At 71.0% G+C, this 24398-nt stretch carries 23 protein-coding genes and 1 tRNA gene; 8 read left to right on the forward strand and 16 right to left on the reverse strand.

Going from position 1 to position 24398, the window contains the following annotated elements; all coding sequences use genetic code 11:
* Nucleotides 1-11: 11 nt before the first annotated feature.
* On the forward strand, nt 12-3869 hold the full coding sequence (locus AC3ANN_RS10060) for a S8 family serine peptidase (protein WP_488337270.1): 3858 nt from the start codon (nt 12-14) through the stop codon (nt 3867-3869).
* A gap of 61 nt (nt 3870-3930) precedes the next feature.
* Here the strand turns inward: AC3ANN_RS10060 and AC3ANN_RS10065 are convergent, their stop codons facing one another.
* The gene (locus tag AC3ANN_RS10065; protein WP_488337271.1) at nt 3931-4758 is read right to left on the reverse strand and encodes a serine protein kinase RIO; all 828 of its coding nucleotides are present in this window, start codon (nt 4756-4758) and stop codon (nt 3931-3933) included.
* 195 nt (nt 4759-4953) lie between these two features.
* Here AC3ANN_RS10065 and AC3ANN_RS10070 point away from each other — a divergent pair, with 195 nt between their 5' ends.
* Nucleotides 4954-5298 carry a hypothetical protein gene (locus tag AC3ANN_RS10070; protein ID WP_488337272.1) on the forward strand — a complete coding sequence of 115 codons (345 nt, stop codon included), beginning with the start codon at nt 4954-4956 and terminating at the stop codon, nt 5296-5298.
* 17 nt (nt 5299-5315) lie between these two features.
* Here the strand turns inward: AC3ANN_RS10070 and AC3ANN_RS10075 are convergent, their stop codons facing one another.
* Genes AC3ANN_RS10075 through AC3ANN_RS10105 form a run of 7 tightly spaced genes read right to left on the reverse strand, consistent with a single transcriptional unit; the run spans nt 5316 to nt 9750 of the window.
* Nucleotides 5316-5750 carry a pilus assembly protein TadG-related protein gene (locus AC3ANN_RS10075; RefSeq protein WP_488337273.1) on the reverse strand — a complete coding sequence of 145 codons (435 nt, stop codon included), beginning with the start codon at nt 5748-5750 and terminating at the stop codon, nt 5316-5318.
* Nucleotides 5750-6211, reverse strand: a complete 462-nt coding sequence (locus AC3ANN_RS10080; RefSeq protein WP_488337274.1) for a TadE/TadG family type IV pilus assembly protein — start codon at nt 6209-6211, stop codon at nt 5750-5752. Before AC3ANN_RS10080 ends, AC3ANN_RS10075 begins: the two co-directional genes overlap by 1 nt.
* On the reverse strand, nt 6186-6596 hold the full coding sequence (locus AC3ANN_RS10085) for a TadE/TadG family type IV pilus assembly protein (protein WP_488337275.1): 411 nt from the start codon (nt 6594-6596) through the stop codon (nt 6186-6188). The genes AC3ANN_RS10080 and AC3ANN_RS10085 overlap by 26 nt, the downstream gene beginning before the upstream one ends.
* A 4-nt stretch (nt 6597-6600) precedes the next feature.
* On the reverse strand, nt 6601-6804 hold the full coding sequence (locus tag AC3ANN_RS10090; protein WP_488337276.1) for a hypothetical protein: 204 nt from the start codon (nt 6802-6804) through the stop codon (nt 6601-6603).
* A 17-nt stretch (nt 6805-6821) separates the two neighbouring features.
* The gene (locus AC3ANN_RS10095) at nt 6822-7739 is read right to left on the reverse strand and encodes a type II secretion system F family protein (protein ID WP_488337277.1); all 918 of its coding nucleotides are present in this window, start codon (nt 7737-7739) and stop codon (nt 6822-6824) included.
* Nucleotides 7740-7744: 5 nt separating this feature from the next.
* On the reverse strand, nt 7745-8602 hold the full coding sequence (locus AC3ANN_RS10100; protein ID WP_488337278.1) for a type II secretion system F family protein: 858 nt from the start codon (nt 8600-8602) through the stop codon (nt 7745-7747).
* Nucleotides 8599-9750 carry a TadA family conjugal transfer-associated ATPase gene (locus AC3ANN_RS10105; RefSeq protein WP_488337279.1) on the reverse strand — a complete coding sequence of 384 codons (1152 nt, stop codon included), beginning with the start codon at nt 9748-9750 and terminating at the stop codon, nt 8599-8601. The genes AC3ANN_RS10100 and AC3ANN_RS10105 overlap by 4 nt, the downstream gene beginning before the upstream one ends.
* Before the next feature lie 103 nt (nt 9751-9853).
* On the opposite strand from AC3ANN_RS10105, the gene AC3ANN_RS10110 reads away from it, so the two are divergent.
* From AC3ANN_RS10110 to AC3ANN_RS10120, 3 genes are all read left to right on the forward strand, one after another.
* The gene (locus AC3ANN_RS10110) at nt 9854-10066 is read left to right on the forward strand and encodes a PLDc N-terminal domain-containing protein (RefSeq protein ID WP_488337280.1); all 213 of its coding nucleotides are present in this window, start codon (nt 9854-9856) and stop codon (nt 10064-10066) included.
* 65 nt (nt 10067-10131) lie between these two features.
* Nucleotides 10132-10213 (forward strand) — tRNA-Leu (locus AC3ANN_RS10115).
* A 54-nt stretch (nt 10214-10267) separates the two neighbouring features.
* The gene (locus AC3ANN_RS10120; RefSeq protein ID WP_488337281.1) at nt 10268-11053 is read left to right on the forward strand and encodes a DedA family protein; all 786 of its coding nucleotides are present in this window, start codon (nt 10268-10270) and stop codon (nt 11051-11053) included.
* A 34-nt stretch (nt 11054-11087) separates the two neighbouring features.
* On the opposite strand, the gene ku is transcribed toward AC3ANN_RS10120, so the two are convergent.
* Nucleotides 11088-11993: a non-homologous end joining protein Ku gene (gene ku, locus AC3ANN_RS10125; RefSeq protein ID WP_488337282.1), complete on the reverse strand. Its 906-nt coding sequence runs from the start codon at nt 11991-11993 to the stop codon at nt 11088-11090.
* Nucleotides 11994-12039: 46 nt separating this feature from the next.
* Between ku and AC3ANN_RS10130 the strand changes: the two genes are divergently transcribed.
* A complete protein-coding gene (locus AC3ANN_RS10130; RefSeq protein WP_488337283.1) occupies nt 12040-14541 on the forward strand; it encodes an ATP-dependent DNA ligase in 2502 nt (833 codons plus the stop codon).
* 16 nt (nt 14542-14557) lie between these two features.
* On the opposite strand, the gene AC3ANN_RS10135 is transcribed toward AC3ANN_RS10130, so the two are convergent.
* On the reverse strand, nt 14558-15469 hold the full coding sequence (locus AC3ANN_RS10135) for a cation diffusion facilitator family transporter (protein ID WP_488337284.1): 912 nt from the start codon (nt 15467-15469) through the stop codon (nt 14558-14560).
* A gap of 103 nt (nt 15470-15572) precedes the next feature.
* Between AC3ANN_RS10135 and AC3ANN_RS10140 the strand changes: the two genes are divergently transcribed.
* Nucleotides 15573-17204: a CocE/NonD family hydrolase gene (locus tag AC3ANN_RS10140; protein WP_488337285.1), complete on the forward strand. Its 1632-nt coding sequence runs from the start codon at nt 15573-15575 to the stop codon at nt 17202-17204.
* 21 nt (nt 17205-17225) lie between these two features.
* On the opposite strand, the gene rdgB is transcribed toward AC3ANN_RS10140, so the two are convergent.
* Genes rdgB through murI form a run of 3 tightly spaced genes read right to left on the reverse strand, consistent with a single transcriptional unit; the run spans nt 17226 to nt 19507 of the window.
* On the reverse strand, nt 17226-17849 hold the full coding sequence (rdgB, locus tag AC3ANN_RS10145) for an RdgB/HAM1 family non-canonical purine NTP pyrophosphatase (RefSeq protein WP_488337286.1): 624 nt from the start codon (nt 17847-17849) through the stop codon (nt 17226-17228).
* A 3-nt stretch (nt 17850-17852) separates the two neighbouring features.
* Nucleotides 17853-18608 carry a ribonuclease PH gene (gene rph, locus AC3ANN_RS10150; protein WP_488337287.1) on the reverse strand — a complete coding sequence of 252 codons (756 nt, stop codon included), beginning with the start codon at nt 18606-18608 and terminating at the stop codon, nt 17853-17855.
* 29 nt (nt 18609-18637) lie between these two features.
* Nucleotides 18638-19507: a glutamate racemase gene (gene murI / locus AC3ANN_RS10155; RefSeq protein ID WP_488337288.1), complete on the reverse strand. Its 870-nt coding sequence runs from the start codon at nt 19505-19507 to the stop codon at nt 18638-18640.
* 41 nt (nt 19508-19548) lie between these two features.
* Between murI and AC3ANN_RS10160 the strand changes: the two genes are divergently transcribed.
* A complete protein-coding gene (locus tag AC3ANN_RS10160; RefSeq protein ID WP_488337289.1) occupies nt 19549-20922 on the forward strand; it encodes a nicotinate phosphoribosyltransferase in 1374 nt (457 codons plus the stop codon).
* A gap of 27 nt (nt 20923-20949) precedes the next feature.
* On the opposite strand, the gene AC3ANN_RS10165 is transcribed toward AC3ANN_RS10160, so the two are convergent.
* The 3 genes from AC3ANN_RS10165 to AC3ANN_RS10175 are packed head-to-tail and all read right to left on the reverse strand — an operon-like array spanning nt 20950 to nt 24290.
* Nucleotides 20950-21216 carry a DUF3039 domain-containing protein gene (locus AC3ANN_RS10165; RefSeq protein ID WP_127818658.1) on the reverse strand — a complete coding sequence of 89 codons (267 nt, stop codon included), beginning with the start codon at nt 21214-21216 and terminating at the stop codon, nt 20950-20952.
* A 51-nt stretch (nt 21217-21267) separates the two neighbouring features.
* On the reverse strand, nt 21268-22833 hold the full coding sequence (locus tag AC3ANN_RS10170; protein ID WP_488337290.1) for a hypothetical protein: 1566 nt from the start codon (nt 22831-22833) through the stop codon (nt 21268-21270).
* Nucleotides 22809-24290: an ABC transporter ATP-binding protein gene (locus AC3ANN_RS10175; RefSeq protein ID WP_488337291.1), complete on the reverse strand. Its 1482-nt coding sequence runs from the start codon at nt 24288-24290 to the stop codon at nt 22809-22811. Before AC3ANN_RS10175 ends, AC3ANN_RS10170 begins: the two co-directional genes overlap by 25 nt.
* Between the last annotated feature and the right edge of the window lie 108 nt (nt 24291-24398).

Here is a 24398-nt window from a genome sequence, read left to right on the forward strand (position 1 = left end):
GAGGCTCACCCATGCCAGGACCCCAGCCCTTCCGCCGGCGCCTGCGCCCGATCGTCGCCGCCACCAGCGGTCTGGCGATCGGGCTCGCAGGCATCGGCGCCACCGCCCTGCCGGCGACCGCGACACCCGCATCTCAGGATCCCCCCGCATCCACGGACGCGGTCGCCGGCGGCTCCCACTCGGTCACCCTCATCACCGGAGACCGCGTCACCGTCACCGACATGAGCGACGGCACGCACACCGTCTCCATCGACACCGCCGTCGAAGGCGCAGGCGTGCAGACGTACGAGGTCGGCGGCGACCTCCACGTCGTGCCGCAGGGAGCCATGCCGTACTTGGCGTCTGGCGTCCTCGACGGCGACCTGTTCAACGTGACGAAGCTCATCGAGTTCGGCTACGACGACGCCTCGGTCGACGCCACGCCGATCATCGTCGAGCACGGCACGGGCGCGAGCACCTTCGCCGCCCCGCTGCCGGGTGTCGAGGTGCAGGCGCCCCTCGAGAGCATCGGCGGCGTCGCCGCGACGCTCGGTCACGCCGGGGCCGCAGGCACGTGGCAGGCGCTCACCGCGCCCTCGGTCGGGACCTTCTCGACGAGCCCGACGCTCGCCGGCGGCATCGAGGCGATCCACCTCGACGGCAAGGTTCAGGCAACGCTCGACTCGAGCGTCGACTACATCGACGCCCCCGAGGCCTGGGCCGACGGCTACACCGGTCAAGGCATCACCGTGGCCGTGCTCGACACCGGCTACGACGACACCCACCCCGACCTGCAGGGCCGTGTGGCCGACGGCGCGAAGAGCTTCGTGCCCGGCGAAGAGGTCGACGCCGACCCCAACGGCCACGGAACGCACGTCGCCTCGACGATCGCCGGGACGGGCGCCGCCGGCGGCGGCACCCACCGCGGCGTCGCCGATGGCGCGAACCTGCTGATCGGCAAGGTGCTCGGAGCAGACGGCTATGGCCAGGACTCCTGGATCATCGAGGCGATGGAGTGGGCCGGGCAGAACGCGCCGATCGTCTCGATGAGCCTCGGCTCGTCCGAGGCGTCCGACGGCAAGGACCTCATGGCCGAGTCCCTCAACCAGGTCGCGCAGGAGACCGGTGCGCTCTTCGTGGTCGCAGCCGGAAACGCCGGGGCAGCCGAGACGATCGGCGCACCCGGTTCGGCGGAAGAGGCGTTCACGGTCGGCTCGGTCGACGACCCGTCAGGGTACCTCTCGTACTTCTCGAGCCAGGGTCCGCTGGCTCGCTCGGGCGCGATGAAGCCGGATGTCACCGGCCCCGGCAACGACGTCACCGCCGCACGATCGGCGGACAGCGGCGGCGAGGGTCCTTATGTCGCCATGAGCGGCACGTCGATGGCGACCCCGCACGTGGCGGGAGCCGCGGCGATCCTGCTCAGCGCGAACCCCGACCTGACCACCTCGGAGCTGAAGGCAGCGCTCGCCAGCACGGCGACCGACGTGGGCTACACGCCGTACGAGGGCGGTACGGGAGTGATCGACGTGGATGCCGCGCTCGAGGCGCCGGTCGTCGCCGGCGGCTCCGGAGATTTCGGGATGCTGGTGTGGGGCGCAGAACCGGCGCCGGTCAGCCGCACCATCGAGTACACGAACCGCACCGATGCCGAGGTCACCGTCGCGCTCGAGACGACCCTGAGCGACACCACGCCGGACGACGGAACCGGTGAGCCCGGCCCCATGTCGGCGGGCATCGCGTTCGATGCGCTCACGATCGACGCCGAGTCGCTCACCATCCCTGCGGGAGAGACGCGGTCGGTCACGATGACGGTCGACCCGGCGAAGGTCCCGGCAGGAACGCAGCTGTCGGGAGTCCTCGTCGGCGCGGTCGACGGCGTACCGGTGACCCGCACGGCCCTCGGCATGATCGCCGAGGCCGAGCGCTACGACCTCACCATCACCGCCACCGACTTCGACGGCAATCCGGTGGACAGCTATGCCTTCCTGTGGAACCCGGCGACGCAGTTCGCAGAGCCGATCCCCGTCAGTGGCGAGACCACGCTGCGCCTCAAGAAGGGCGATTACTCCGTGGTGTCGTTCATGGAGCTGCAGCGCACCCCCGACACCGTCGCGAGCGTGCTCGTCGGCGAGCCCACGCTGGAACTCGACGAGGACAAGACGGTCGCGCTCGATGCCCGCACGGCGAAGCAGGTCACGGTCGATGTCGGCGAGGACGGCCTGGAGTCGGTCTTCCGCCGCATGGACATGAAGGTGGACGACTTCTTCGCGAGCGCGATGATGCCGATCCTCACGGATGAGATGTGGGCGCAGCCGATGACCATCGACGACGCCGACTTCGACTTCTCGGCCCGATGGCGTCTGCAGACGCCGCTGCTGACGGTAAGCACCGGAAAGATGCCGCTCGACGTCATCGTCCCGGGCGGTTCGGCGCTTCTCGACGGCTCGATCACCGAGACCGCAGTGAACGCCGGCGCCGGCACGGCGGAGGAGCTGGCCGCCGCGGGCGCCGCCGGCAAGATCGCCGTCGTCACGCGCACCCCGGAGATCTCGGCATCTCAGCAGGCCGCGGCCGCGGCGGCGGCGGGTGCGAAGCTTCTCGTCCTCGTCAACGACGAGGATGGCGAGTTCAACGAATGGGTGGGGTCCGACGTCGACTTCACGAACGCCGCGATCCCCGTCGCAACGGTCAGCGGGGTCGAGGGGCGCCAGTTGATCGAGACGCTGTCGGGCAAGAAGAAGGTCAGGCTCTCGGCGGTCGGCGTACCGGCGACCGACGTCGTCTACGACATCGCGGAGTGGGGCGACGGCGAGATCCCGACGGACCTGGCCTACACCCACTCCTCGAAGGACCTCGCCCGCATCGACACCCGGTACCACGGCCAGCAGGAGGAGGTCGCCGAGTTCCGGTACGACTTCGTGCCGGGAGCCGAGTACGGCAACGGATTCCCGTTCCGCGCCCAGCGCGGCATGGACCGCACCGAGTGGATCAACACCGACAACCTGCGATGGAACCAGTGGGTCGCGGTCACGTCGGTGATGTGGGAGATCCGCGACAAGCAGCGCACGTACGAGCGCGGTGAGCGCACGGAGGAGGAGTACTTCGGCGGCATCGTGCGTCCGTACGTCGCCACCGGCTTCTGGGTGCCCTACCGCGTATCGGACTACACCCAGATCAACGTGCCCAGCTGGGCTGATGGCGGCGACCCCGACCACACCGGATCGTTCGACACCTGGATGCCGGATTCCACGGTGCAGCAGCTCACCGACGTCTACATCGACGGTGTGCTCGTCAAGCAGGCCGAGCATCAGGGCGCGAACCTCTTCGCGCTCCCCGACGGGGAGCAGGAGTGGCGCGTGGTGAGCACCGCGACCCACGACGGCTCCCACCTGGCGGGATCCACGAAGACGGTGAGCGACTGGACCTTCCGCTCGGAGGGGAGGCTCGGCGACTGGAACAACCGGCTGCTGCCGATGATCCAGGCGTACTACGACGTCGACGTCAACGTCGAGAACCTTGCCGGCGAGGGCCGCCGCAAGGGCACCGGCATCCCGCTCGGTCTCGAGCTCGGTCACGTGGCGGGCACGGTGCCTGCCGGCGCGATCACAGACGCGACGCTCGAGGCGCGCACCGCGGGCGGCGAGTGGAAGCCCGTCGCGCTGAAGCCCGCCGAGACGGACGCCCCGGCCGGCGCGGTCGAGCACGACGGCGACATCTTCGTCAAGAGCCGGGCCTGGGTCAGCGGGTTCGCCGCAGAGATCCCGGTCTCCGACAAGGGCGGCTGGGTCGACCTGCGGGTGACGGCCGCGGACGCCGAGGGCAACACGTTCTCGCAGGAGATCGAGAAGGCCTTCCAGGCAGCGCCCGCCAAGGGCGCGCGTCACTGACGGCAGGAGGACACGGTGGGCCCATCCGCTTCGGCGAGTGGGCCCACCGCCGTCCGAGCGGTCACCACAGCATGCCGACGAGGTCGGCGAACAGCTCCTCCGGGTCGTTCTCGAGCCCCCGCCGCGCGAACCACGTCGACACATTCACGACGTCGCGGTGGAGGAAGTCCATCCCCTGCGGGTTCGCCGCGATGTCGACGATCTGCGGCAGGTCGATGACCACGACCCGCCCGTGATGGTCGAGGAGGTTGTACGGCGAGAGGTCGCCGTGCGCGAAGCCGGCGCGAGCGAAGGCCTCGAGGATCTCGACCACCTGCACGTAGGCATCCGCAAGTTCGTCGCCGCGATGCCGGGACTGCGCGAGCCGCGGCGCGGCGGCGCGGCCGTCGCCGATGAACTCCATCAGCACTTCGGTGTCGCTCACCTGCACGGGGTAGGGCACGGGGACGCCGGCCTGCCATGCGCGCGAGAGCGCGGCGAACTCACTGCCCGCCCAATGGCCCGCTGCGACGCTGCGCCCGTAGGCGGACTTGCGCTGGATGGCGCGCGCGTCGCGCGTGTTGCGCACCGCACGGCCCTCCTCGTAGCTGTCGGAGCGGTGGAAGTCGCTGTGATGCGAGCCGCGATACCGCTTCGCCGCAAGAAGGCAGCCCTCCTCGCCGGGGATGGCGCGTTCGATGAGATGGACGTCGGCCTCCTTGCCGGTCTTGACGACGCCGAGCTCGGTGTCGAACGCCGCCGCGGCAGTCACGAGCCAATCGGGGTGCGGAAGGGGGCCGCGCTGGGTCGGCGGCGACGAGGGCCAGGTCGACCAGCGTTGATCGGGGCCGGGCTCGAGTTCGAGCTTCGGCGAGGGGTGGAACGATGCGTCGAGACGCAGTGATGACATCGGTGGGACTCCAGGGCAGGAGGCCGCCGACGCGTCAGATGGTCGGAGCGACCTCGCGGGAAAGGGAAGGAACGCAGGACACGGCAAAGACCGTCATGGCTTCCTCCTTCCGGCCGGGGTGCGGCGCACCGATTCGCGGATCACTCTAGCGGCACGCGCGCCGATCGCGCACGCCTCCGGGTTAGGTTCGTCGGCATGGACGATTCCGACGGAGGAGTGGTGCGGTTCTGCCGCAGCCGCAACGAGGGTCGTCGCTGCACGCGTCCGCTCGGACATCCCGGCCCGCATCGGCATCGCACGATCATGTGGACGGATGCCGGCGCCGACGCCCCACGGTGTGCAGGTTCGGGCGAGCCGGGTGAGCCTGCAGATCCCCTCCCCGACGGCTACCCGGAGGGCCGCGCTCTCTGCCAGGTCTGCCTCCGGTTCGTCCCCCTGGACGACGCCGGCACGTTGGTCGACCACGACACCTCCGACGCGACGGAGACGGATGCCGAGGCCCGGCGCCGCGGCGAGTGGTTCAACGTGCACGGCTGGTAGCGGCATCCGTCGTCTGATCACCGCAGCGCCGTGCGGCTGGTGGCCGTCGCCTCGAGTGCGAGGCCGTCGGGCACGAACAGCGTCACGACCGGCGGATGCCACGCCCCGGCGACCGTGACGCGCGCCGAGACGCCGTCGGGGGTCTCGGCCGAGATCAGCGTGGCTCCCCCGCCGATCTGGGTGACCATGAGCTGGGCCTGCTCACGCACCTCGGCATCGCTCAGCGACGCGACGGGTTCCCCGGCCGCGATCGTGAGCTCGAAGCCGTCGGCGGCTGCCAGCGCGGCGGCATCCGCCACCGCGTCGAGCCGCTTCTGCGCGAGATACAGGCTCGTCGCAGCGGTGCAGATGAGCACGACGACGAGGGCCAGTACCGCATAGCCCAGGGTCAGGATGAGGACGCTGCCCTCGTCGTCGGGGCGGTCGATCGTACGACGACCCGGACGGCGCATCACGGCTCGCCCCAGAATCGCGAGACCTTGTGCGCCGCGGTCGCTTCGATCGGAATCGCCGCGAGCTCATCGAGTCCGAGGACCGGCGGCACGAGGGGCAGGGAGACTCGGGTCGCGACCGTCACTGCCAGCGTCGCGCCGGCGGCCGGACAGGCAGCACCGGACGGCGTGCACTCGAAGGCGATGTCGAGGTCCTCGAGGCCGTACTGCTCGCCGACCGATGCCAGCACGCGGTCGGCCCGCTGGCGCGCATCGTCGCTTCCGCTGGCGGTCGACATCGCGCGGGCTACGTGCCGCGCCGCCGCCTCGGCGCCGAGCGACTGCTCCTGGATCAGCCCGAGAGCCGCGATCAGGTACACCAGCGGCACGAGCATCAACAGCCCGACGATGATGAACTCGAGCGCGGCTGACCCTCGCTCGGCGTCGTCGCGCGTGTCAATCGAACGATTCGACCGGCGCATTCGCCGTCACCTCCATCGTTCGAGGAGCCCCGAGGAGGCCGACCAGCGGCAGCGTCGCCGCGACGCGGACCTCGACGGCGGCGTGCCCGAGAGCGGATGTCTCGCGCACCGTGATCTCGGCGGCATACGCATCCCCCACCGTGCGCGAGACGATCTCACGCGTGCGCTGCGCGCCGTCTTCGAGCGACGTGTCGGCGAGGGCCGCGTGGTAGGCACCCTCGACGGCGGCGTCGTGGACGACGTTGCGCACATACACGGCGAGCCCGAACTGCAGCACGCCGAGGGTCAGCAGCGTCAGCAGCGTCCCGACGAGCACGAACTCGACAGGACTCGAGCCTTCGTCGTCGTCGATCGCCGCCCTCAGGCGGGCACGGATGCCGCGCACGTCGTCAGAACCCGGACACCCGCTCGATCGCCTGCTCGAACAGGCTCGCGAGCGCCGGGCCCGCGAGCGCCCAGATCACGACGACGAGTCCGGCGGTCATGAGCGTGATCAGCACCCAGCCGGGGACGTCGCCGCGCTCGTCGGCGGCGAGATCCGCGGCCGAACCGCGCAGCCGGCGCAGGACCTCTCGAATGCGCGTGGTGGACATGTGTCTCCTTTCGACGTTCAGCCCAGCCCGAGGCGGAGCATGAAGATGCCCGGAAAGACCGCGAACAGGACGCTCAACGGCAGGATCAGGAAGACCAACGGGACGAGCATGTAGATCTCTTTGCGCCCGGCCCGCTCGATGAGTCCGCGCTTGGCGTCCTCTCGCGCATCGAGTGCCTGCGCGTGCAGGACCTGAGCGAGCGGGGCACCGCGATCCAGCGCGGCGACGAGCTGGTCGACCGCACGGGAGAGCCCTGCGACATCGAGCCGGCCGGCGAGCCGTGTGAGCGACTCGGACAGGGAGGACCCCGTGCCCACGGCCACGACGACACCGCGGAGTTCGGAGGTGAGATCACCCGCTCCGATCTCGCTGACGCGACGCAGCGAGTCGAGGATGCCCTCGCCCGCCGACAGGCACAGCGCCAGGAACTCCAGGACGGTCGGCAGCTCGTCCTCGATGCGCGCGACGCGGACTCTCGCCGCGCGTGTGAGCCACGCGTCGTAGCCGAGCGCCGCCCCGACCGCTGCCAGGACGGGCACCAGGCCGAGGGAAGGCGCGGCATTCCCGATGAGCACCAGGATGACGACCACCACGCCGCCGCCCGCGAGGCCGCCGACCGCCCACGCGAGCTGGCGCGCACGGAACTGCGTCGTGTCGATGCTCCACTCAGCACGGCGGAGGCGCCGCGCGAGGGCTCCGTCGCCGCCGGCGACCCGGGCGAAGCGCCGCCCGATCGCTCCCCACGACGGCCAATGCTCCCGACCGCCGACAGCGACGTCCAACCCGCGGCCATCGATCACGTCGCGGATGTAGGGCGCGATCCGCCGGGCGAGGCTCGGGGCGCCCCATCGCGGCGCGAGGGAGACCAGTAGGCAGACGCCCACCCCGAGCGCCGTGCCGAGCACGACGGCGTAGGCGATGTCGCTGGTCCCCATCGCGATCATCCGAACCACCGCCGAGGCTCGGGCAGCCGGCCCAGCCGGATCATGACGCGGTAGGCCACGAACGACACCGCGGCGCCGGCGAGGATGAGCACGATGCCGGCAGCGCTGCTGTACGCGCGCGCCCCCTCCGGCCGCATCGCCAGCAGAGCGAGGATCACCCACGGCGCGGCGACGCCGAGCACGGCGGCGCCGCGGATCCACGATTGCCGCGATTCGACCTCTGCCCGCAGCGCCGCGTCCGCGCGCACCGATGTCGCGAGAGCCCGCAGGACGACCGTGAGCTCCGTGCCGCCGACCTGCCGAGCCATCCGCAGCGTCTCGACGATCCGGTCGGCGACGGGGTCTGCGAGGTTCGCCTTGAGCCGGTCCACGGACGAGTCGAAGTGGCCCGACGCGGTCATGTCACGAGCGAACGAGCGGAAGGCGGGGCGGAGCTCCGCGGGAGCCGAGTCGGCGAGGCTGCTCACCGCATCGGGGAGCGACATCCCTGCGCGCACGGATGCGATGAGCAGATCGCACACATCCGGCCACATTCCTCGGCGTGTCCGCTGCAGCTTCGAGCGCCGGGCGCGCAGCCACGCGAACGGCGTCACGATCCCGGCGACGGCCGCGACGAGACAGAGGGCGGCGACCGGGGCGACCAGCCACGCCACCGCGGCGGCGAGAGCCCCGCACCCGATCGCCACCGCGATCACCGAAGTGACCGACGACCGCGCGAAGCCCGCCTCGGCCAGCAGCCGGTGGAGCCGGCCGGTCGTGCGTGTCGGGACGCGGCGCGACCCCGCCGGCCACAGCCACGGGGACAGCGTGAGCAGCAGACCCGCGGCGAGGACCGCGCCCCACACGACGATCACGCGGCATCCGCCCGGTAGAGGGTGCGCGCCTCGATGACGCCGTCGACCACATCACCCGTGGGAGCCACGATCTCGACCACGCGCCGCGCGCCCGACGCGGACCGCTCGCAGTGCGCGACGAGCGACACCGAGGATGCGACCGCCGGAAGCACGAACGCCGAATCGATGTTGCGCCCAGCGAGGAGCGGAAGCGCGGCGAGCTTGACGAGCGCCTCGCGGGCCGAGTTGGCGTGGATCGTGGCCGCGCCGGGAACGCCTGTGTTCAGTGCGAGCAGGAGATCGAGCGCCTCCGCGTCTCGTACCTCGCCGACGACCAGTCGGTCGGGACGCATGCGCAGCGCTTCTTTCACGAGTCGTCGCAGCGTGACCTCGCCGGTGCCCTCGAGGCTCGGCTGTCGGCCCTGCAAGGCCACGAGGTCGGGCGCGGCGACGGCGAGCTCGAAGGTCTCCTCGACCGTGACGATGCGGTGACCGGGCGGGCACGCAGCGATGAGCGCGCCGAGGAGAGTCGTCTTGCCCGCGTGCGTCGCACCCGAGACGAGGATCGAGCTGCCGGCGGCGATCGCGTCATGCAGCAGCCGGGCGGCGTCCGGGGCGAGCGCCCCGGACGCGACCAGACGACCGAGGTCGCGGTACGCCGGCAGGAACTTGCGGATGTTGACCGCCCAGTGCCGTCGCGTGATGTCGGGAATCACGACATGAAGCCGCGAGCCGTCCGGGAGCGAGGCGTCGACGAACGGCTGCGAGAGGTCGACCCGGCGCCCCGTGGACTGCAGCATCCGTTCGACGAGATCGCGCACCGCCGTATCGGTGAGCACGAGCGGCGTCTGCTCGGGCACTCCACTTCGCGCGATGAAGATGCGGTCCGGCGCGTTGATCCACAACTCCTCGACCGTCGGATCGTCGAGGTACATCTGCAGCGGCCCGTAGCCGACGACCGCCGCGAGCACGTCGCGCACGCACGCTGTCTCGTCGTCGACGGGCGTGAGACCTCGCGCGAGGGCGAAGTCGTTGTGCCGGCGCACCTCGGCGCGCGCGATCTGGGCTGCGAACTCGGGATCCCGGGAAGGGTCAGACCGCTCCGCCCGCAGCCGCTCGCGCACGCGCTCGGCCACGATCGTGGCAACCGGTGCGGCGGATACGGACACCGAAGCATCCTCGCAACTCGGCGCCGAGCCATCCGGAAGTTATCCACAGATGCGGGGAGCGAGCTCACGCGGCAGGATGGAACGAGCGACCGAAGGGACGACGATGACCAAGGCGAAGACCGACCTCTCCCCCGCGGCAAAGACCGGGCTGGGCCTGGCAGGCCTCGTGCAGGTGGCGTTCGCGTTCCTGGCTTTCTGGGACCTCGCGCACCGCGACGCCCGTGGCGTGCGCGGGCCCAAGCCGGTGTGGATCCCGGCCATCCTGGTCAACTGGATCGGCCCCGCGAGCTACTTCCTGTTCGGCATCCGTCGCTGACCAGGCCATACGGGGGGCTGACCCTACAGCTCCGACGCAGGCTCGTCAGTAGACTGAACGGACTTGCGGGAGTGGTGAAACTGGCAGACACGCAGGATTTAGGTTCCTGTGCCTTCGGGCGTGTGGGTTCAAGTCCCACCTTCCGCACGCGAGTTCTCGCATCCGCCGACCGCCGACGTACTTACCGACGGGAATCCCACCGTGCACGCAGTTCCCTCCGCCCTGATCCCCTGGCTGGACCCCGCCGCCATCATCGAATGGGCCGGCCCGTGGGCGCTCGTCGCGGTGTGCTTCATCGTCTTCGCCGAGACGGGTCTGCTCGTCGGGTTCCTGCTGCCGGGCGACACGCTCCTGGTCATCTCGGGCCTGCTGTCGCATCCGCAGGACTACGCTCCGAACGGCGTGTTCGGCATCAGCGTGTGGTGGGTGGCGCTGCTCATCGGCCTCGCGGCGTTCATCGGCGGTGAGGTCGGGTACTACATCGGCCACAAGGGCGGTCCCGCAGTCTTCGAGCGCAAGGAATCGGGCCTGTTCAGCGTCAAGAACGTCGAGCGCACGAACGCGTTCTTCGAGCGCTTCGGCGGGCTCACGATCATCCTGGCGCGCTTCGTGCCGATCGTCCGCACGTTCGCTCCCGTCGCCGCGGGCGTCGGCCACATGAACAAGTGGAAGTACACCCTCTACAACTTCATCGGCGCGGTCATCTGGGGCTTCGGGCTCACGATGTTCGGCTACGCCATCGGATTCATCCCGCCGGTCGCCGAGTTCGTCGAGAACTACATCGACCTGATCCTGCTGGCGGCCGTCGGCGGCACCGCGATCGTGACGCTCTGGCACTACTTCCGCGAGCGCAGCAAGGCCAAGAAGGCGGCCGCCGCGGGCGAGGACGTCGTCGTCGACCATTCCGAGGCCGAGGCGCTCGTGCTCGACCCCGAGGTGTTCGACCGCGGTCCCGAGCACCACGAGGACGGCGCGCCCAAGGCCTGACCGACCGCCCCTCGCTTCGACGCCCCGACGGGCGTCAGGACGCCTTCCTCTTCTTCGCTGCAGGCTTCTTCGCGGATGCCTTGCCCTCCGCCTTGGCGGCGGGCTCGGCATCCTTCTTCTTCCCCGCGGTGCTCTTGCCGCCGCCCTCGCGCGCCGCGCGCGACTTCTCGACGCTGGCACGGAGCGCCGCCATGAGGTCGATGACCTCGCCGCCGGCCTCTTCCTCCTCGCGCTCGCCGAACGTCTCGGCGGTGTCGACCGCGTCGCCCTTCTCGAGCTTCGCCTCGATGAGGGTGCGCAGCTCCGCCTGATACTCGTCGGTGAACTCCTCGGGGTCGAAGTCGCTCGCGAAGCTCTCGACGAGGGATGCCGACAGCTCGAGCTCCTTCGCCGAGATGCGCACGCTCTCGTCGAGGGCCGGGAAGGCCGCCTCACGCACCTCGTCGGCCCACAGCAGGGTCTGCAGCACCAGCACGTCGCCGCGCACGCGCAGCGCCGCGAGGCGCGTCTTCTGCCGGAGCGAGAAGCGCACGATGGCGGTGCGGTCGGTCTGCTCGAGAGTCTTGCGCAGCAGCACATACGCCTTCGGTGAGGCGGAGTCCGGCTCGAGGTAGTACGCACGGTCGAGCGTGAGCAGATCGATCTGATCGCTCGGCACGAACTCGACCACGTCGATCTCGCGGCTGCGCTCGGCGGGCAGCGAGTCGAGGTCCTCCTTCGTGAGCACGACCGTGCGCTCGCCGTCGTCGTACGCCTTGTCGATCTCCTGATACGCGACCACCTCGCCGCAGACCTCGCACTTGCGCTGATAGCGGATGCGTCCGCCGTCCTTGTTGTGCACCTGATGCAGTGACACGTCGTGGTCCTCGGTCGCGGCGTATACCTTGACCGGAACGTTCACGAGTCCGAACGTCAGTGCACCCTTCCAGATCGCCCTCACCACACCAGTACACACCTGTCACATGCCCCACGGCTACCCTGGGCCCATGGCGCGCGACGAGCAGCTGGTGCGGATCGGCGGCCGGCGCCTGCGCATCACGAACCTCGACAAGGTGCTGTATCCCGAGACCGGCACCACCAAGGGCGAGGTGATCGACTACTACACGCGCGTCGCCGAGGTGCTGATCCCGCACGTGATCGGGCGGCCCGTGACGCGCAAGCGCTGGCCCGACGGCGTCGGCACCGAGGACGACCCGGGCATGGTCTTCTTCGCGAAGGACCTGGAGCGCGGAGCGCCGTCGTGGGTGCGAAGGATGCCGATCCCGCATTCGACCGGCACCAAGGAGTATCCGCTGATCGGCGACGTGCCGACGCTCGTCTACCTCGCACAGGTCGCGAGCCTCGAGCTGCACGTGCCGCAGTGGCGCTTCGCGCCCGACGGCGGTCGTGGTCCCGCCGACCGCCTCGTGCTCGACCTCGACCCGGGACCCGGGGTCGGCCTGCCCGAGTGCGCCGTGGTCGCGGGCTGGGCCCGCGCGATCCTCGAGGGCATGGGGCTCGAGCCGTACCCGGTCACGAGCGGCAGCAAAGGCATCCACCTGTACACGGCGCTTCCGCCCGGGCAGACGACCGAGCAGGCGTCGGCCCTCGCGAACGAGCTCGCGCGTGCGATCGAGGCGGATCACCCCGACCTCGTGGTGAGCAGCATGAAGAAGACCGAGCGCCGCGGCAAGGTGCTCATCGACTGGAGTCAGAACAACGGCTCCAAGACCACGATCGCCCCGTACTCGATGCGCGGACGCCTGCACCCGACGGTGGCCGCGCCTCGCGCGTGGGACGAGCTCCATGATCCGGACCTGCGGCATCTCGAGTTCACCGAGGTGCTCGAGCGGATCGAGACGATCGGTGACCCGATGGCTCCGCTGGGCTTCCACGCCGGAGGGCGCGAGGCCGAGTCGGGGCCGCTGTCGGCCTACATCGCCAAGCGCAGCGCCGACCGGACTCCCGAGCCGGTGCCCGCCAACCCGCTCGGCGCCGCCCCGGGCGACGAGAAGCCGCGGTTCGTCATCCAGGAGCACCACGCGACGCGGCTGCACTGGGACTTCCGCCTCGAGCGCGACGGCGTGCTGGTGAGCTGGGCGGTGCCCCGCGGCGTGCCGCACTCGTACAAGCGCAACAACCTCGCCGTGCAGACCGAGGACCACCCGATGGAGTATGCGACGTTCGAGGGCACGATCCCCGCCGGCGAGTACGGCGGCGGCACCGTGACGATCTGGGATGACGGCCGCTACGAGCTGGAGAAGTGGCGCGACGACGAGATCATCGCAACTCTCGAGGGCCGCCCGGGAGGACCGCTCGGCCGCGTGCGGCTCGCGCTCATCCGCACCGAGGGCGAGGGCGAGAAGTCGAGCTGGCTGCTTCACCGTATGAAGACGGATGCCGAGGGCCGGCCGCAGCCGGACGGCATCCCCGTCGAGGCCAGCCCCCAGGCGGACGAACCGAGGCAGCCCGCCGCGGCGCGCCGCGAGCGACGTACGGAACGCCCCGCCGAGTCGTCCGCGAGCTCGGTGGACCTCGATCAGCTGCGCCCGATGCTGGCGACGTCGTCGACGCCGGTGCGGGCTCGCGAGGCGGCCGAGCGGTGGGGCGAGCCCGCGTGGGTCGAGATGAAGTGGGACGGCATCCGCGCCGTCGGCGCGTGGGACGGCCACCGGCTTCGGCTCTTCGCGCGCAGCGGCAACGAGGTCACCCATCGCTACCCCGAGCTCACGGCAGTCGACGCGGGTCTCGGGCAGGAGCCGGCCGTCCTCGACGGCGAGCTCGTCGCGCTCGAGCCCGACGGGCGCCCCAGCTTTCCGCTGCTGCAGACCCGGATGAACCTCGAGCGCGCCGGCGACATCGCGCGCGAGGCGCGGCGCACCCCGGTGCGTTACTACCTGTTCGACGTGCTCTCGCACGACGGCGACGACCTCGCCGACCTGCCGCTGCGGGAGCGGCGAGATGTCCTGGAAGCCATCGCCGAGGAATCCGTCGACGCCATCGGCGTGCCGCCGGTCTTCGACGACGTCGATGCTGCGCTCGAGACCAGCATGCAGCTGCGGCTGGAAGGCATCGTCGTGAAGGATCCGTCGTCACGGTACCGCCGCGGCGAGCGCGCGGAGGCCTGGCTCAAGGTCAAGATCACGCGGACGCAGGAGGTCGTGATCGCCGGCATCCGTCCCGGCAAGGGTGCGCGCAGCGGCACGTTCGGGTCCCTGCTCCTGGGGATCCCCGGGCCGGAAGGCCTGCAGTACGCCGGAAGGGTGGGCACCGGCTTCAGCGATTCCACGCTCGAGGCGCTCATGAAGCGGCTGCTCCCGCTTCGCACCGACGAGAATCCCCTCACGGGCGTGCCGCCGCTCGACGCCCGCGATGCCCTGTGGGTCGAGCCGGCCCTCGTCGGCGAGGTGGAGTACGGCGAGTTCACGCCGGGCGGCATCCTCCGCCATCCGCGCTGGCGGGGGCTCCGGCCCGACAAGAGCCCGGAAGACGTGCGTCGCGAAGACTGACTCCCAGGCGTCGGGATCACGCGTGGGCGTCGTGCTCGATGTGACCCGCCGGTTCGAGCTGGAACGTCGAGTGCTCGACATCGAAGTGCTGAGAGAGGCACGTCTGCAGCTGGCTAAGGATGCCTGCTGCCCGCCCGTCGCTGAGCGCGTCGGCGTCAACGACGACGTGCGCCGAGAACACCGGGGCACCGCGGGTCAGCTGCCACACGTGAACGTCATGCACGTCGACGACACCCGTCGTCGCGAGGATGTGGTCGCGGATCTCCTTCACGTGCGTGCCCTTGGGTGCCGACTCGGCCAGCACCGACACGACCTCGCGCAGCAGCCCGATCGCCCGCGGGATGATCATCGCCGCGATGAACAGCGACGCGATCGCGTCGGCCGGCGCCCACCCGGTCGCCACGATCACGATGGCGGCGACGATGACAGCGGCCGAGCCGATCAGATCGCCGAGCACCTCCAGGTACGCACCTCGGACGTTGATGCTGTCGCGCTGCGCCGAGCTGAGCAGCCACATCGCGACCGAGTTGGCGGCGAGGCCCACGATCGCGACGACGAGCATGAGTCCGCCCGCGACCTCGACCTCGCCGGGATCCATGAGGCGCATCACGGCCTCGACAGCCACCCACAGCGACAGCGCGATCAGGATCACGCCGTTCACCAGGGCGCCGAAGACCTCGGCCCGCTGGTAGCCGAAGGTGCGCCGGTCATTCGCGGGCCGGGACGCGACGATGCTCGCGATGAGCGCGATCACGAGGGCTGCGGCATCCGTGAACATGTGGACCGCATCCGCGAGGAGTGCGAGAGATCCGGACAGCACGGCGCCGACGATCTGCACGATCATCACGACCGAGGTGATCGCGAGCGAGATCGCGAGCAGGCGACGGCTGCCGGCGGCTCGGATCCCCGATGGAGCATGATCGTGCATGCGCCCAGGCTATGCCGCCGGACGCCCGCCGAGGGGCCGGTTCGCACAGTCGGGAATGACTCTGATTCTCACTCGCGAGGCGCCGGGATGATAGCGTCGCGCCGTGACGGCGCGACCCCTGGGCATCAGCACGAACGATCGTCCCTGGCGACGCGATGGCGCGGCGGCGTACGCGATCGAACGCGTTCGCCGCCTGCTGCGACCGCCGGTGACCGTGCATCCGATGGACGCCGCCGTCCGGGTGGAGCGCGACGTCGAGATCGCGATGCGCGACGGCACGATCCTCCGCGCGAACGTCTACCTGCCGGCCGGCGGCGGTCCGGTGCCGGCGATCCTGTCCGCCCACCCCTACGGCAAGGACGCCGTCCCGCGACGCACGCGTCGCGGATACCGCATCAACCCCCAGTTCCGGATCCTGCGCCAGACCGGCCCGATCCACATCTCGGACCAGACCGGCTGGGAGGCGCCCGATCCGGATTGGTGGGTGCCGCATGGCTTCGCCGTCGTGAACCTCGACGTGCGCGGCGCGGGGCGCTCCGACGGGGTGGGTTCGCTCATGAGCGACGCCGAGGCCGAGGACGTGTACGACGCCATCGAGTGGATCGCGCAGCAGGACTGGTGCACCGGCGCCGTCGGGATGCTCGGGGTGTCGTACCTCGCGATCTCGCAGTACAAGGTCGCGGCGCTGCGACCGCCGCATCTCGCGGCCATCGTGCCGTGGGAGGGCTTCACCGACGCATACCGCGACTTCTTCTACCCGGGAGGCGTGCGCGAGATCGGATTCTCGCGACTGTGGACGACACTGGTGCGACGCTCCACGCGCATGTCTCCCGACTTGGGGCGGGAAGCGGCGGCCCACCCCGAAGACGACGCCTGGTGGCGCTCTCTCGCCCCTGAGCTCGAGCGGATCGAGACGCCGATGCTCGTGTGCGGCAGCTTCTCGGACGCCAACCTGCACACGCGCGGCAGCTTCCGCGCGTTCGCCGACGCGGGATCGCCCGACCGGCATCTGTTCACGCACCGGGGTGGCAAGTGGACGACCTTCTACGGCGACGAGGCGAAGGCGGCTCAGCTCGCATTCCTCCGCATGCATCTGAAGGGCGAGCGCCACGACCTTCCCCGCGTGCGGCTCGAGGTCCGCGACCGCGGCGACCGGATCCACGACGTGCGCGACGAGGAGCGGTGGCCTCCCGCGGGCAGTCCGCTGCGCCTGCACCTGCACGCTGAGGGGCGGCTCGATGAGACACCGCCGGTCCGAGAGAGCGAGGTCGGATTCCGCACCCGGCGGGCGGTCCGCTACGCGTGGATCTTCGACGAAGACACCGAGATCACGGGCGTCGCCACAGTGCGGCTCCGGGTGAGCGCCGCCACCGCGGGGCCGGTGTCGCTGTTCGCGGGGCTGTCGAAGTGGACGGCGGGCCACTTCGTGCCGTTCGAGGGCTCCTACGGGTTCGGAAGGGATTTCGTGACCACGGGGTTCCGCCGCGTCTCCCTCGACGCGCACGCCCGCCCGGTGGAGATCGAGTTCGCGCCGTCGGCGACGTTCTTCCGCGCGGGCGACGAGCTGCGACTGCACATCTCGGGCCGCCAGCTCTCACCGCGCAACCCGCTGTGGGGCGCCTTCCCCGCGCTCTACCGCTCGAGCCGGCGGGTCGCATGCACGCTCCACTCCGGGCCGGAGCATGAACAGATGCTGGACCTGCCGCTGGTGCCGCGGGGTGCTCATCCGGGGTGAGGTGCGCTGACCTCGCCCCGCTCAGAGCGCGGCGAGGAGCGGCGCGAGCGCCGCGAAGGCGCGTGAGCGATGGGACGCCGCGTTCTTCTCGTGCGCCGTCCACTCCCCGACCGTCCGCTCGGCATCCCCTGGCTGACCGTCCGGGATGAACACGGGGTCGTAGCCGAACCCGCCGTCGCCGGACGCGGCCGTCGCCAGGCGGCCCGGCCACACGCCCTCCACGACGTGCTCGTGTGCGTCGTCCTGGCGCTGGGCTCCCGTCGAAGGGTCCACGAGCGCGATCGTCGAGACGAACTGCGCGGTGCGGTGCGGGTCGCGGATGTCGGACAGCTGGTCGAGCAGCAGGTTCAGATTCGCCGCGGCATCCTTCGCGTGCCCTGCCCAGTAGGCGGAGAACACTCCCGGCGCGCCGCCGAGCACGTCGACGCAGATGCCGGAGTCGTCCGCGAGGGCGGGGAGGCCGGTGTGGGCTGCGGCCGCCCGCGCCTTGATCAGGGCGTTCTCGGCGAACGTCACGCCGTCCTCGACCGGCTCAGGCCCGTCGTATCCGATCACCTCGAGGTCGGGGCGCGTGGCGGCGACGATCGCCTGGAACTCCTCGACCTTGTGCGGGTTGTGCGTCGCGAGCACGATGCGGCGCGGCATCCGTCACTCCGCCGTGGAGTCGGAAGCGGGCGCGAGCGCGGCGGCCTGGTGGTCGCGCAGCTGCGCGCAGCCGTTCACACCCAGCTCGAGCAGCGCGTCGAGCTCGCGCTTGTCGAACGGCGCGCCCTCGGCGGTGCCCTGGACCTCGACGAACAGACCACGGCCCGTGACGACGATGTTCATGTCGGTCTCGGCGCGGACGTCCTCGACGTACGCCAGGTCGAGCATCGGCTCGCCGTCGATGATGCCCACCGAGACGGCCGAGACCGAGTCGAAGAGCACCTGCGCCTTCTGCCCGATGAACTTCTTGGTCCGGCCCCACTCGATCGCGTCCGCGAGCGCGACGTATGCGCCGGTGATCGCGGCCGTGCGCGTGCCGCCGTCGGCTTGCAGCACATCGCAGTCGATGACGATCGTGTTCTCACCGAGCGCCTTGGTGTCCACGACGGCGCGCAGTGCGCGCCCGATCAGCCGCGAGATCTCGTGCGTGCGACCGCCGATGCGCCCCTTGACGCTCTCGCGGTCGTTGCGCTCGTTGGTCGCACGGGGCAGCATCGCGTACTCGGCCGTGATCCAGCCCTTGCCCTTGCCGACGAGCCAGCGCGGCACGCCGTTCGTGAACGACGCCGTGCACAGCACCTTGGTGCCGCCGAACGAGATGAGGGCCGAACCCTCGGCCTGGCCCGACCAGCCCCTCTCGATCGTGATGGGGCGCAGCTGGTCGACGCTGCGGCCGTCGGCGCGGACGATGTCGGTCATTCGGTTCTCCTCCGGAGGGGACGGATGCCTCAGCCGAGGCGGGACGGAAGGTCGATGGCACCGGTCTGCACGAGGCGCACCGAGCTCACCTCGCGGCCCATGAGGCGGTGGGCCAGGCGCAGGAACTCGTCGGCGGACGCGCCCGTGGCCTCGTAGACGTGGCGGGGCTCCGCATCCGGACCCGCGAGGAGGCTGCGCGAGACCAGCTGACGGTAGACGTCCTTCGCTGTCTCGGTGTCGCTCGACACCAGGCTGACGTCGGGGCCCATGACGTAGCTGATCGCGCCTTCGAGGAACGGGTAGTGCGTGCAGCCGAGCACGAGCGTGTCGACGCCGGCGTGGCGCAGCGGGGCGAGGTACTCCTCGGCGACCGCGAGCACCTCGGGCGAGTCGGTGACACCGTCCTCGACGAACTCGACGAACCGCGGGCACGCCTGCGCGAACACCGTGAGGCGCTCGTTCACGCCGAGCATGTCTTGGTAGGCGCCGGACCCGATCGTCCCTGCGGTGCCGATGACGCCGACACGACCGTTGCGGGTCGTCGACATCGCCGTTCGGACTGCGGGGCCGATCACCTCGACGACCGGCACGCTGTAGCGCTCGCGCGCGTCGCGTAGCATCGCGGACGACGCGGTGTTGCACGCGATCACGAGCATCTTCACGCCCTGCTCGACGAGCGTGTCCAGGATCTCGAGAGAGTAGCGGCGCACGTCGGCGATCGGCTTCGGCCCGTACGGCGAGCGCGCCGTGTCGCCGATGTACAGGATCGACTCGCGCGGGAGCTGGGCCGAGATCGCCCGGGCGACGGTGAGCCCGCCGACTCCGGAGTCGAAGATGCCGATCGGCGCGCCGGTGCCTTCTCGGTCCAGTCGGCCGTCTTGAGGCTGCCCGTCGGTCACGATGCCCCAGCCTACGCCAGCCGCTCAGTAGGCTGACCCGCATGACCCTTCGACAGGCTCAGGACGGCGCCGTCGGGCACGCCCACGCCGGCGGATTGTCGACCGCGCTGCTCACCGACCGCTACGAGCTGACCATGGTGGACGCCGCCCTGCGCGACGGCACCGCCGAGCGCAGGTGCGTCTTCGAGCTGTTCGGACGCCGCCTCTCGGGCGGGCGCCGCTTCGGCGTCGTCGCGGGCACCGGCCGGCTCCTCGAGCTCATCCGCGACTTCCGTTTCGGCGACGATGAACTCCGCTTCCTCCGCGACGAGCGGGTGGTGGACGCCGCGACCCTCGACTTCCTCGAGGGCTACCGCTTCACCGGATCGATCACCGGCTACCGCGAGGGCGAGCTGTACTTCCCCGGCTCCCCCATCCTCACCGTCGAGGGGACGTTCGCCGAGGCGGTGATCCTCGAGACCATGGCGCTGAGCGTGCTCAACCACGACTCCGCCGTGGCGACCGCGGCGGCCCGCATGAGCATCGCCGCCGGCGACCGCCCGCTCGCCGAGATGGGCTCGCGCCGAGCCGCGGAGTCTTCCGCCGTCGCCGCCGCGCGCGCGGCGTACATCGCCGGGTTCGGCGCCACCTCGAATCTCGAGGCCGGCCGGCGCTGGGGCATCGCCACGATGGGCACCGCGGCGCACTCATGGACGCTGCTGCACGACTCCGAGGAGGCGGCGTTCCGGGCCCAGGTCGAGGCGCTCGGCGTCGGGACGACGCTCCTCGTCGACACGTACGACATCCGGCGCGGCGTCGAGACCGCGGTCCGGGTCGCCGGCACCGGGCTCGGCGGGGTCCGCATCGACTCGGGCGACCTCCCGACGGTGGCCGCCGAGGTCCGTGCGCAGCTCGACGAGCTCGGCGCGACCGGCACGCGGATCACCGTGACGAGCGACCTCGACGAGTACGCGATCGCATCGCTCGCGGCATCCCCCGTCGACGCATACGGCGTCGGCACATCGGTCGTCACGGGCTCTGGGACCCCGACCGCCGGCATGGTCTACAAGCTCGTGGCGCGCCAGGACGACGCGGGCGGCTGGGTCGCCGTCGCGAAGGCGTCGACCGACAAGAGCTCGAAGGGCGGCCGGAAGGCGGCCTTCCGCACGCTCGACGAAGGCACCGCCACGAGTGAGCTGATCGTCGTGTCGGACGGCTTCGAGGAACTCGCGACCGCGGCGTCGCATCCCGGGGCGCGGGCGCTGCAGGTGCCGCTCGTCGTCGACGGCGAGCCGGATGCCGCGTTCGAGGGCACGGCTGGAGTCGAGGCGGCCCGGGCGCACCACCTCCGGGTGCGCGAGGAGCTGCCGGTGCGCGGGCTGGCGCTCAGCCGCTCGGATCCGGCTATCCCCACCGTCTACGTCGACGCGGAGTGAGCCGGCAGCGGTTCGCGGTTCTGCGGGTCAGCCGCCCAGCGACTCGTAGATCTCTTTGCACGTGGGGCACACCGGGAACTTCTCGGGGTCCCTGCCGGGCGTCCACTTCTTTCCGCACAGCGCACGCACGGGCTTGCCCGTGATCGCGGACTCGAGGATCTTGTCCTTCTTGACGTAGTGCGAGAACCGCTCGTGATCTCCGGGCTCGATGTTCTCCTCGCGGATGAGCTCTTCGAGTTCGCGGTCGAGGGTTGCGAGGCCACCCTGGTCCGGGCTGTCGAGAGGCGTGCTCATGAAGAGCCAGTGTAGTCGCGGGAGGCCGCCGGCGGGCGGCCCGAGCGAGCGTCAGGTGGACTCGGCGAACTCCATGAGCCGGCCTCCGCGCCGCTCGAACAGCACGGCTCCGACGCTGACGCCTGCGATCAGCAGGGCGCCGCCGATGGCGAGGCCCGCCCACAGCGTCACCGCTGCGGCGTCGACGTCGCCCTGCAGCGCCCGCCACGCCGACCACAGCACCGGCGAGGCGGCGGCGAGAACGCCCAGCATCACGACGCCCTGCGAGATCACGCCGCGCGAGGTGGTGCGCTGCGGCTGCTGGAAGGGGCTCTCGCCGGGCCGGGACACGGCGTACGGCGCGAGGACGGACGAGATGCTCGAGAGGCCGAGGCCCGTGAGGAACAGCACGGCGCACACCCCGGTGAGCGCCGGCAGCATCGCCCAGCGGCCATGGAACGTGATGGCCACGGGTGCTGCGACGGCGAGCAGCGGTACACCGACGAGCAGCACGGGGACGAGCCTTCCTACGCGGTCGGACACGCCCCGTACCCCGCTCGCGATGTGCATCCAGACGGCCGTCGAGTCGTACGCGATGTCGTTGTGGGGCAGCCAGCCGAGGAAGAGCGCGATGAACGGCACGGGGACGAGCGCGGCGAGCTCCGCGGGCACGCCCGCGATGAGGAGCGGGATCACCGTCACGACCGCGGCGACGGGGATGATCAAGGCGTTCACGACGTACCGGCGGTCGCGGAACCAGTACATCAGGCTGCGCGCGGCGATGGCCCCGCCCGGGGTCCCTGGCGCGACCGCGAACCATCCGAGACCGCCCCGCTCACGGACGGCGACGGGGCGCTCGGTCGTGGTGAGCAGGCGCTTGACGACCCACGCCCACAGCAGCGCGAGGACCACGACGGTCGCGACGGCCACCACCGCGGCCAGCCCGACGTCACCGCCGGCCGCGACACGGCCAGGCAGAGCCCACGCAGCGCCGAGCGGCGTGACCGCGAGCGCCGACACGGCTTCGAGCAGCTGGGGCGGCACGGCACCCCGCCACTCGAGGGACGCGAGGAAGACTCCCACCGGAACCACGACGACGAGCACCACCAGCACGAAGAGCCCCGAGAGCTCGCGCGAGCGGCGGTCCCGGAGGAACAGCGTCGCGAGCGCCGTGCACACGCGTGCGAGCAGCGCACAGGTCAGGATGCCGAGCACGATGCCGCTGACCGCCACGGCGATCGGCACGCCGTGGTCCGCCCACACGACGGCGGCGCACACCGAGATCGCGGTCAGCACCAGGATCGGCACACTGACGAGGCCGACGACGGCGAGCACCGCTGCGAGCCGGCCCCTGCTGAGTCCGAACAGCGAGAACCGGCGGGGGTCGAGCGGATCCTCGACTCCCGCGATGAGCGGTGCGAGCGCGAATCCGAGGGTCACCGCGGCACCGCCGAGCACCGTCACGGCGAGGACGGCGTCGGGGTCGGTATCCCGCATCGTGAGCAGCGCCCAGCACGCTGCGACCGTGGCGGCGGCGAGCAGCACGAGCGCGGCGACGACGCGCAGAACATGGCGGACATCTCCGCGCAGCACACCGAAGAGCAGGGCGAGCCTCAGTTGGAGAACGTGTGCAGCCATTCCAGGCCCTCCACGTCGCTGAGACCGCCGGCGAGCTCGACGAACCGCTGCTCGAGGGTCAGCTCCCCGCGCACCTCGTCGACGGTGCCTTCGGCGAGGACCTGTCCGGCGACGATCACGGCGACGCGAGAGCACACGCGCTCGACGAGCTCCATGCCGTGACTGGAGAGGATGACCGTCCCACCGTGAGCCACGTACGTCGAGAGGATGTCGAGGATCACGGCGCTCGAGACCGGATCGACCGCCTCGAACGGCTCGTCCAGCACGAGCAGGCGCGGCGAGTGGATGAGGGCGCCCGCCAGCATGACCTTCTTCAGCATGCCGGCCGAGTAGTCCGAGACGCTGCGGCCGAGCGCGTCCTCGAGATCGAACGCCCGCGCGAGGTCGGCGGTGCGGCTCTCCACGACGGCCGGCGGGAGGCCCCGAAGCACGCCGTAGTAGTACAGCAGCTGACGTCCGGTGAGCCGGTCGAAGGTCCGCAGCCGGTCCGGCAGTACGCCCATCAGCTTCTTCGCCGCCAGCGGCTTGGCGGAGGCGTCCACTCCCGCGACGCGGATGCTGCCCTTGTCAGGCTCGAGCAGACCCGCGATCATCGACAGGGTCGTGGTCTTGCCGGCGCCGTTCGGACCCACGAGGCCGTAGAAGGTTCCGGCGGGAACGGTGAGGTCGATGCCGTCCACGGCGTGCGTGCTGCCGAATCGCTTCGTCACGCCGCGCAGCACCAGCGCGTCACCCGACGTGCCGGGCGCAGGCGTGGGCACAGGCATCGACTCGCGACCGGGCTCGGCCGCCGCTTCAGGCACGGTGACCGGCGTCTCCGGACCTGCGACCGGGGGCTCGGGTGCGGCGGCGGGGGCTTCAGGGGCCGGGACGACGACGGATGCCTCGGCCGCCGTCGCTGCGGGCACCTCCGACTCGACCTCCACCGGGGCCTCGTCCACCACGTCGGCCGCCGTCACGGCAGGCGCCTCCGGCTCGACCTCGACCGGAACCTCGTCCACCACGTCGGCCGCCGTCGCGGCAGGCGCCTCCGGCTCGACCTCGACCGGAACCTCGTCCAACACGTCGGCGTTCTCCTCGGCCGCGCCGGGCGTCTCGGCGCGCGTCCCGTCGATCGCGGGCTGCGCGGAGGTCGGCGGTTCGGCCGGGAGAGGCGGCCTGGGCGGGACGACGATGTCGGCGGCGACGCTCGCGACGACCTCGAGATCGCTGGGAAGCGGCGGTGGCGGTCCGGGATCGGCGACCGGCGGCGTCTCAGGCGGCGACTTCTCGGACGCGACGGCCTGCGGAGCCGCGGACGAGTCCGACGCGGGGCGCTTGGTCTTGGGCTTGCGCGGCTGCCGGGGCTTCTTCGGCTGCTGCGGCGCGGGCGATTTCACAGGTGCGACGCGCGGGCTCGCGTGACCGTCCGGCTCTTCCGGATCGATGTCGTTCGGCACCGGGAGGGAGGCTGTCACCGAACCAACGTACCAAGTGGCTCTCCGCGGGAGGTCGACCGCACGGCCGAGTCTCAGCATCCGCGCTATGTCACGAAACGGCAACGCCGGGCCGATATTCTGCCCCTT

Source organism: Microbacterium sp. STRO-2N (assembly GCF_057747775.1).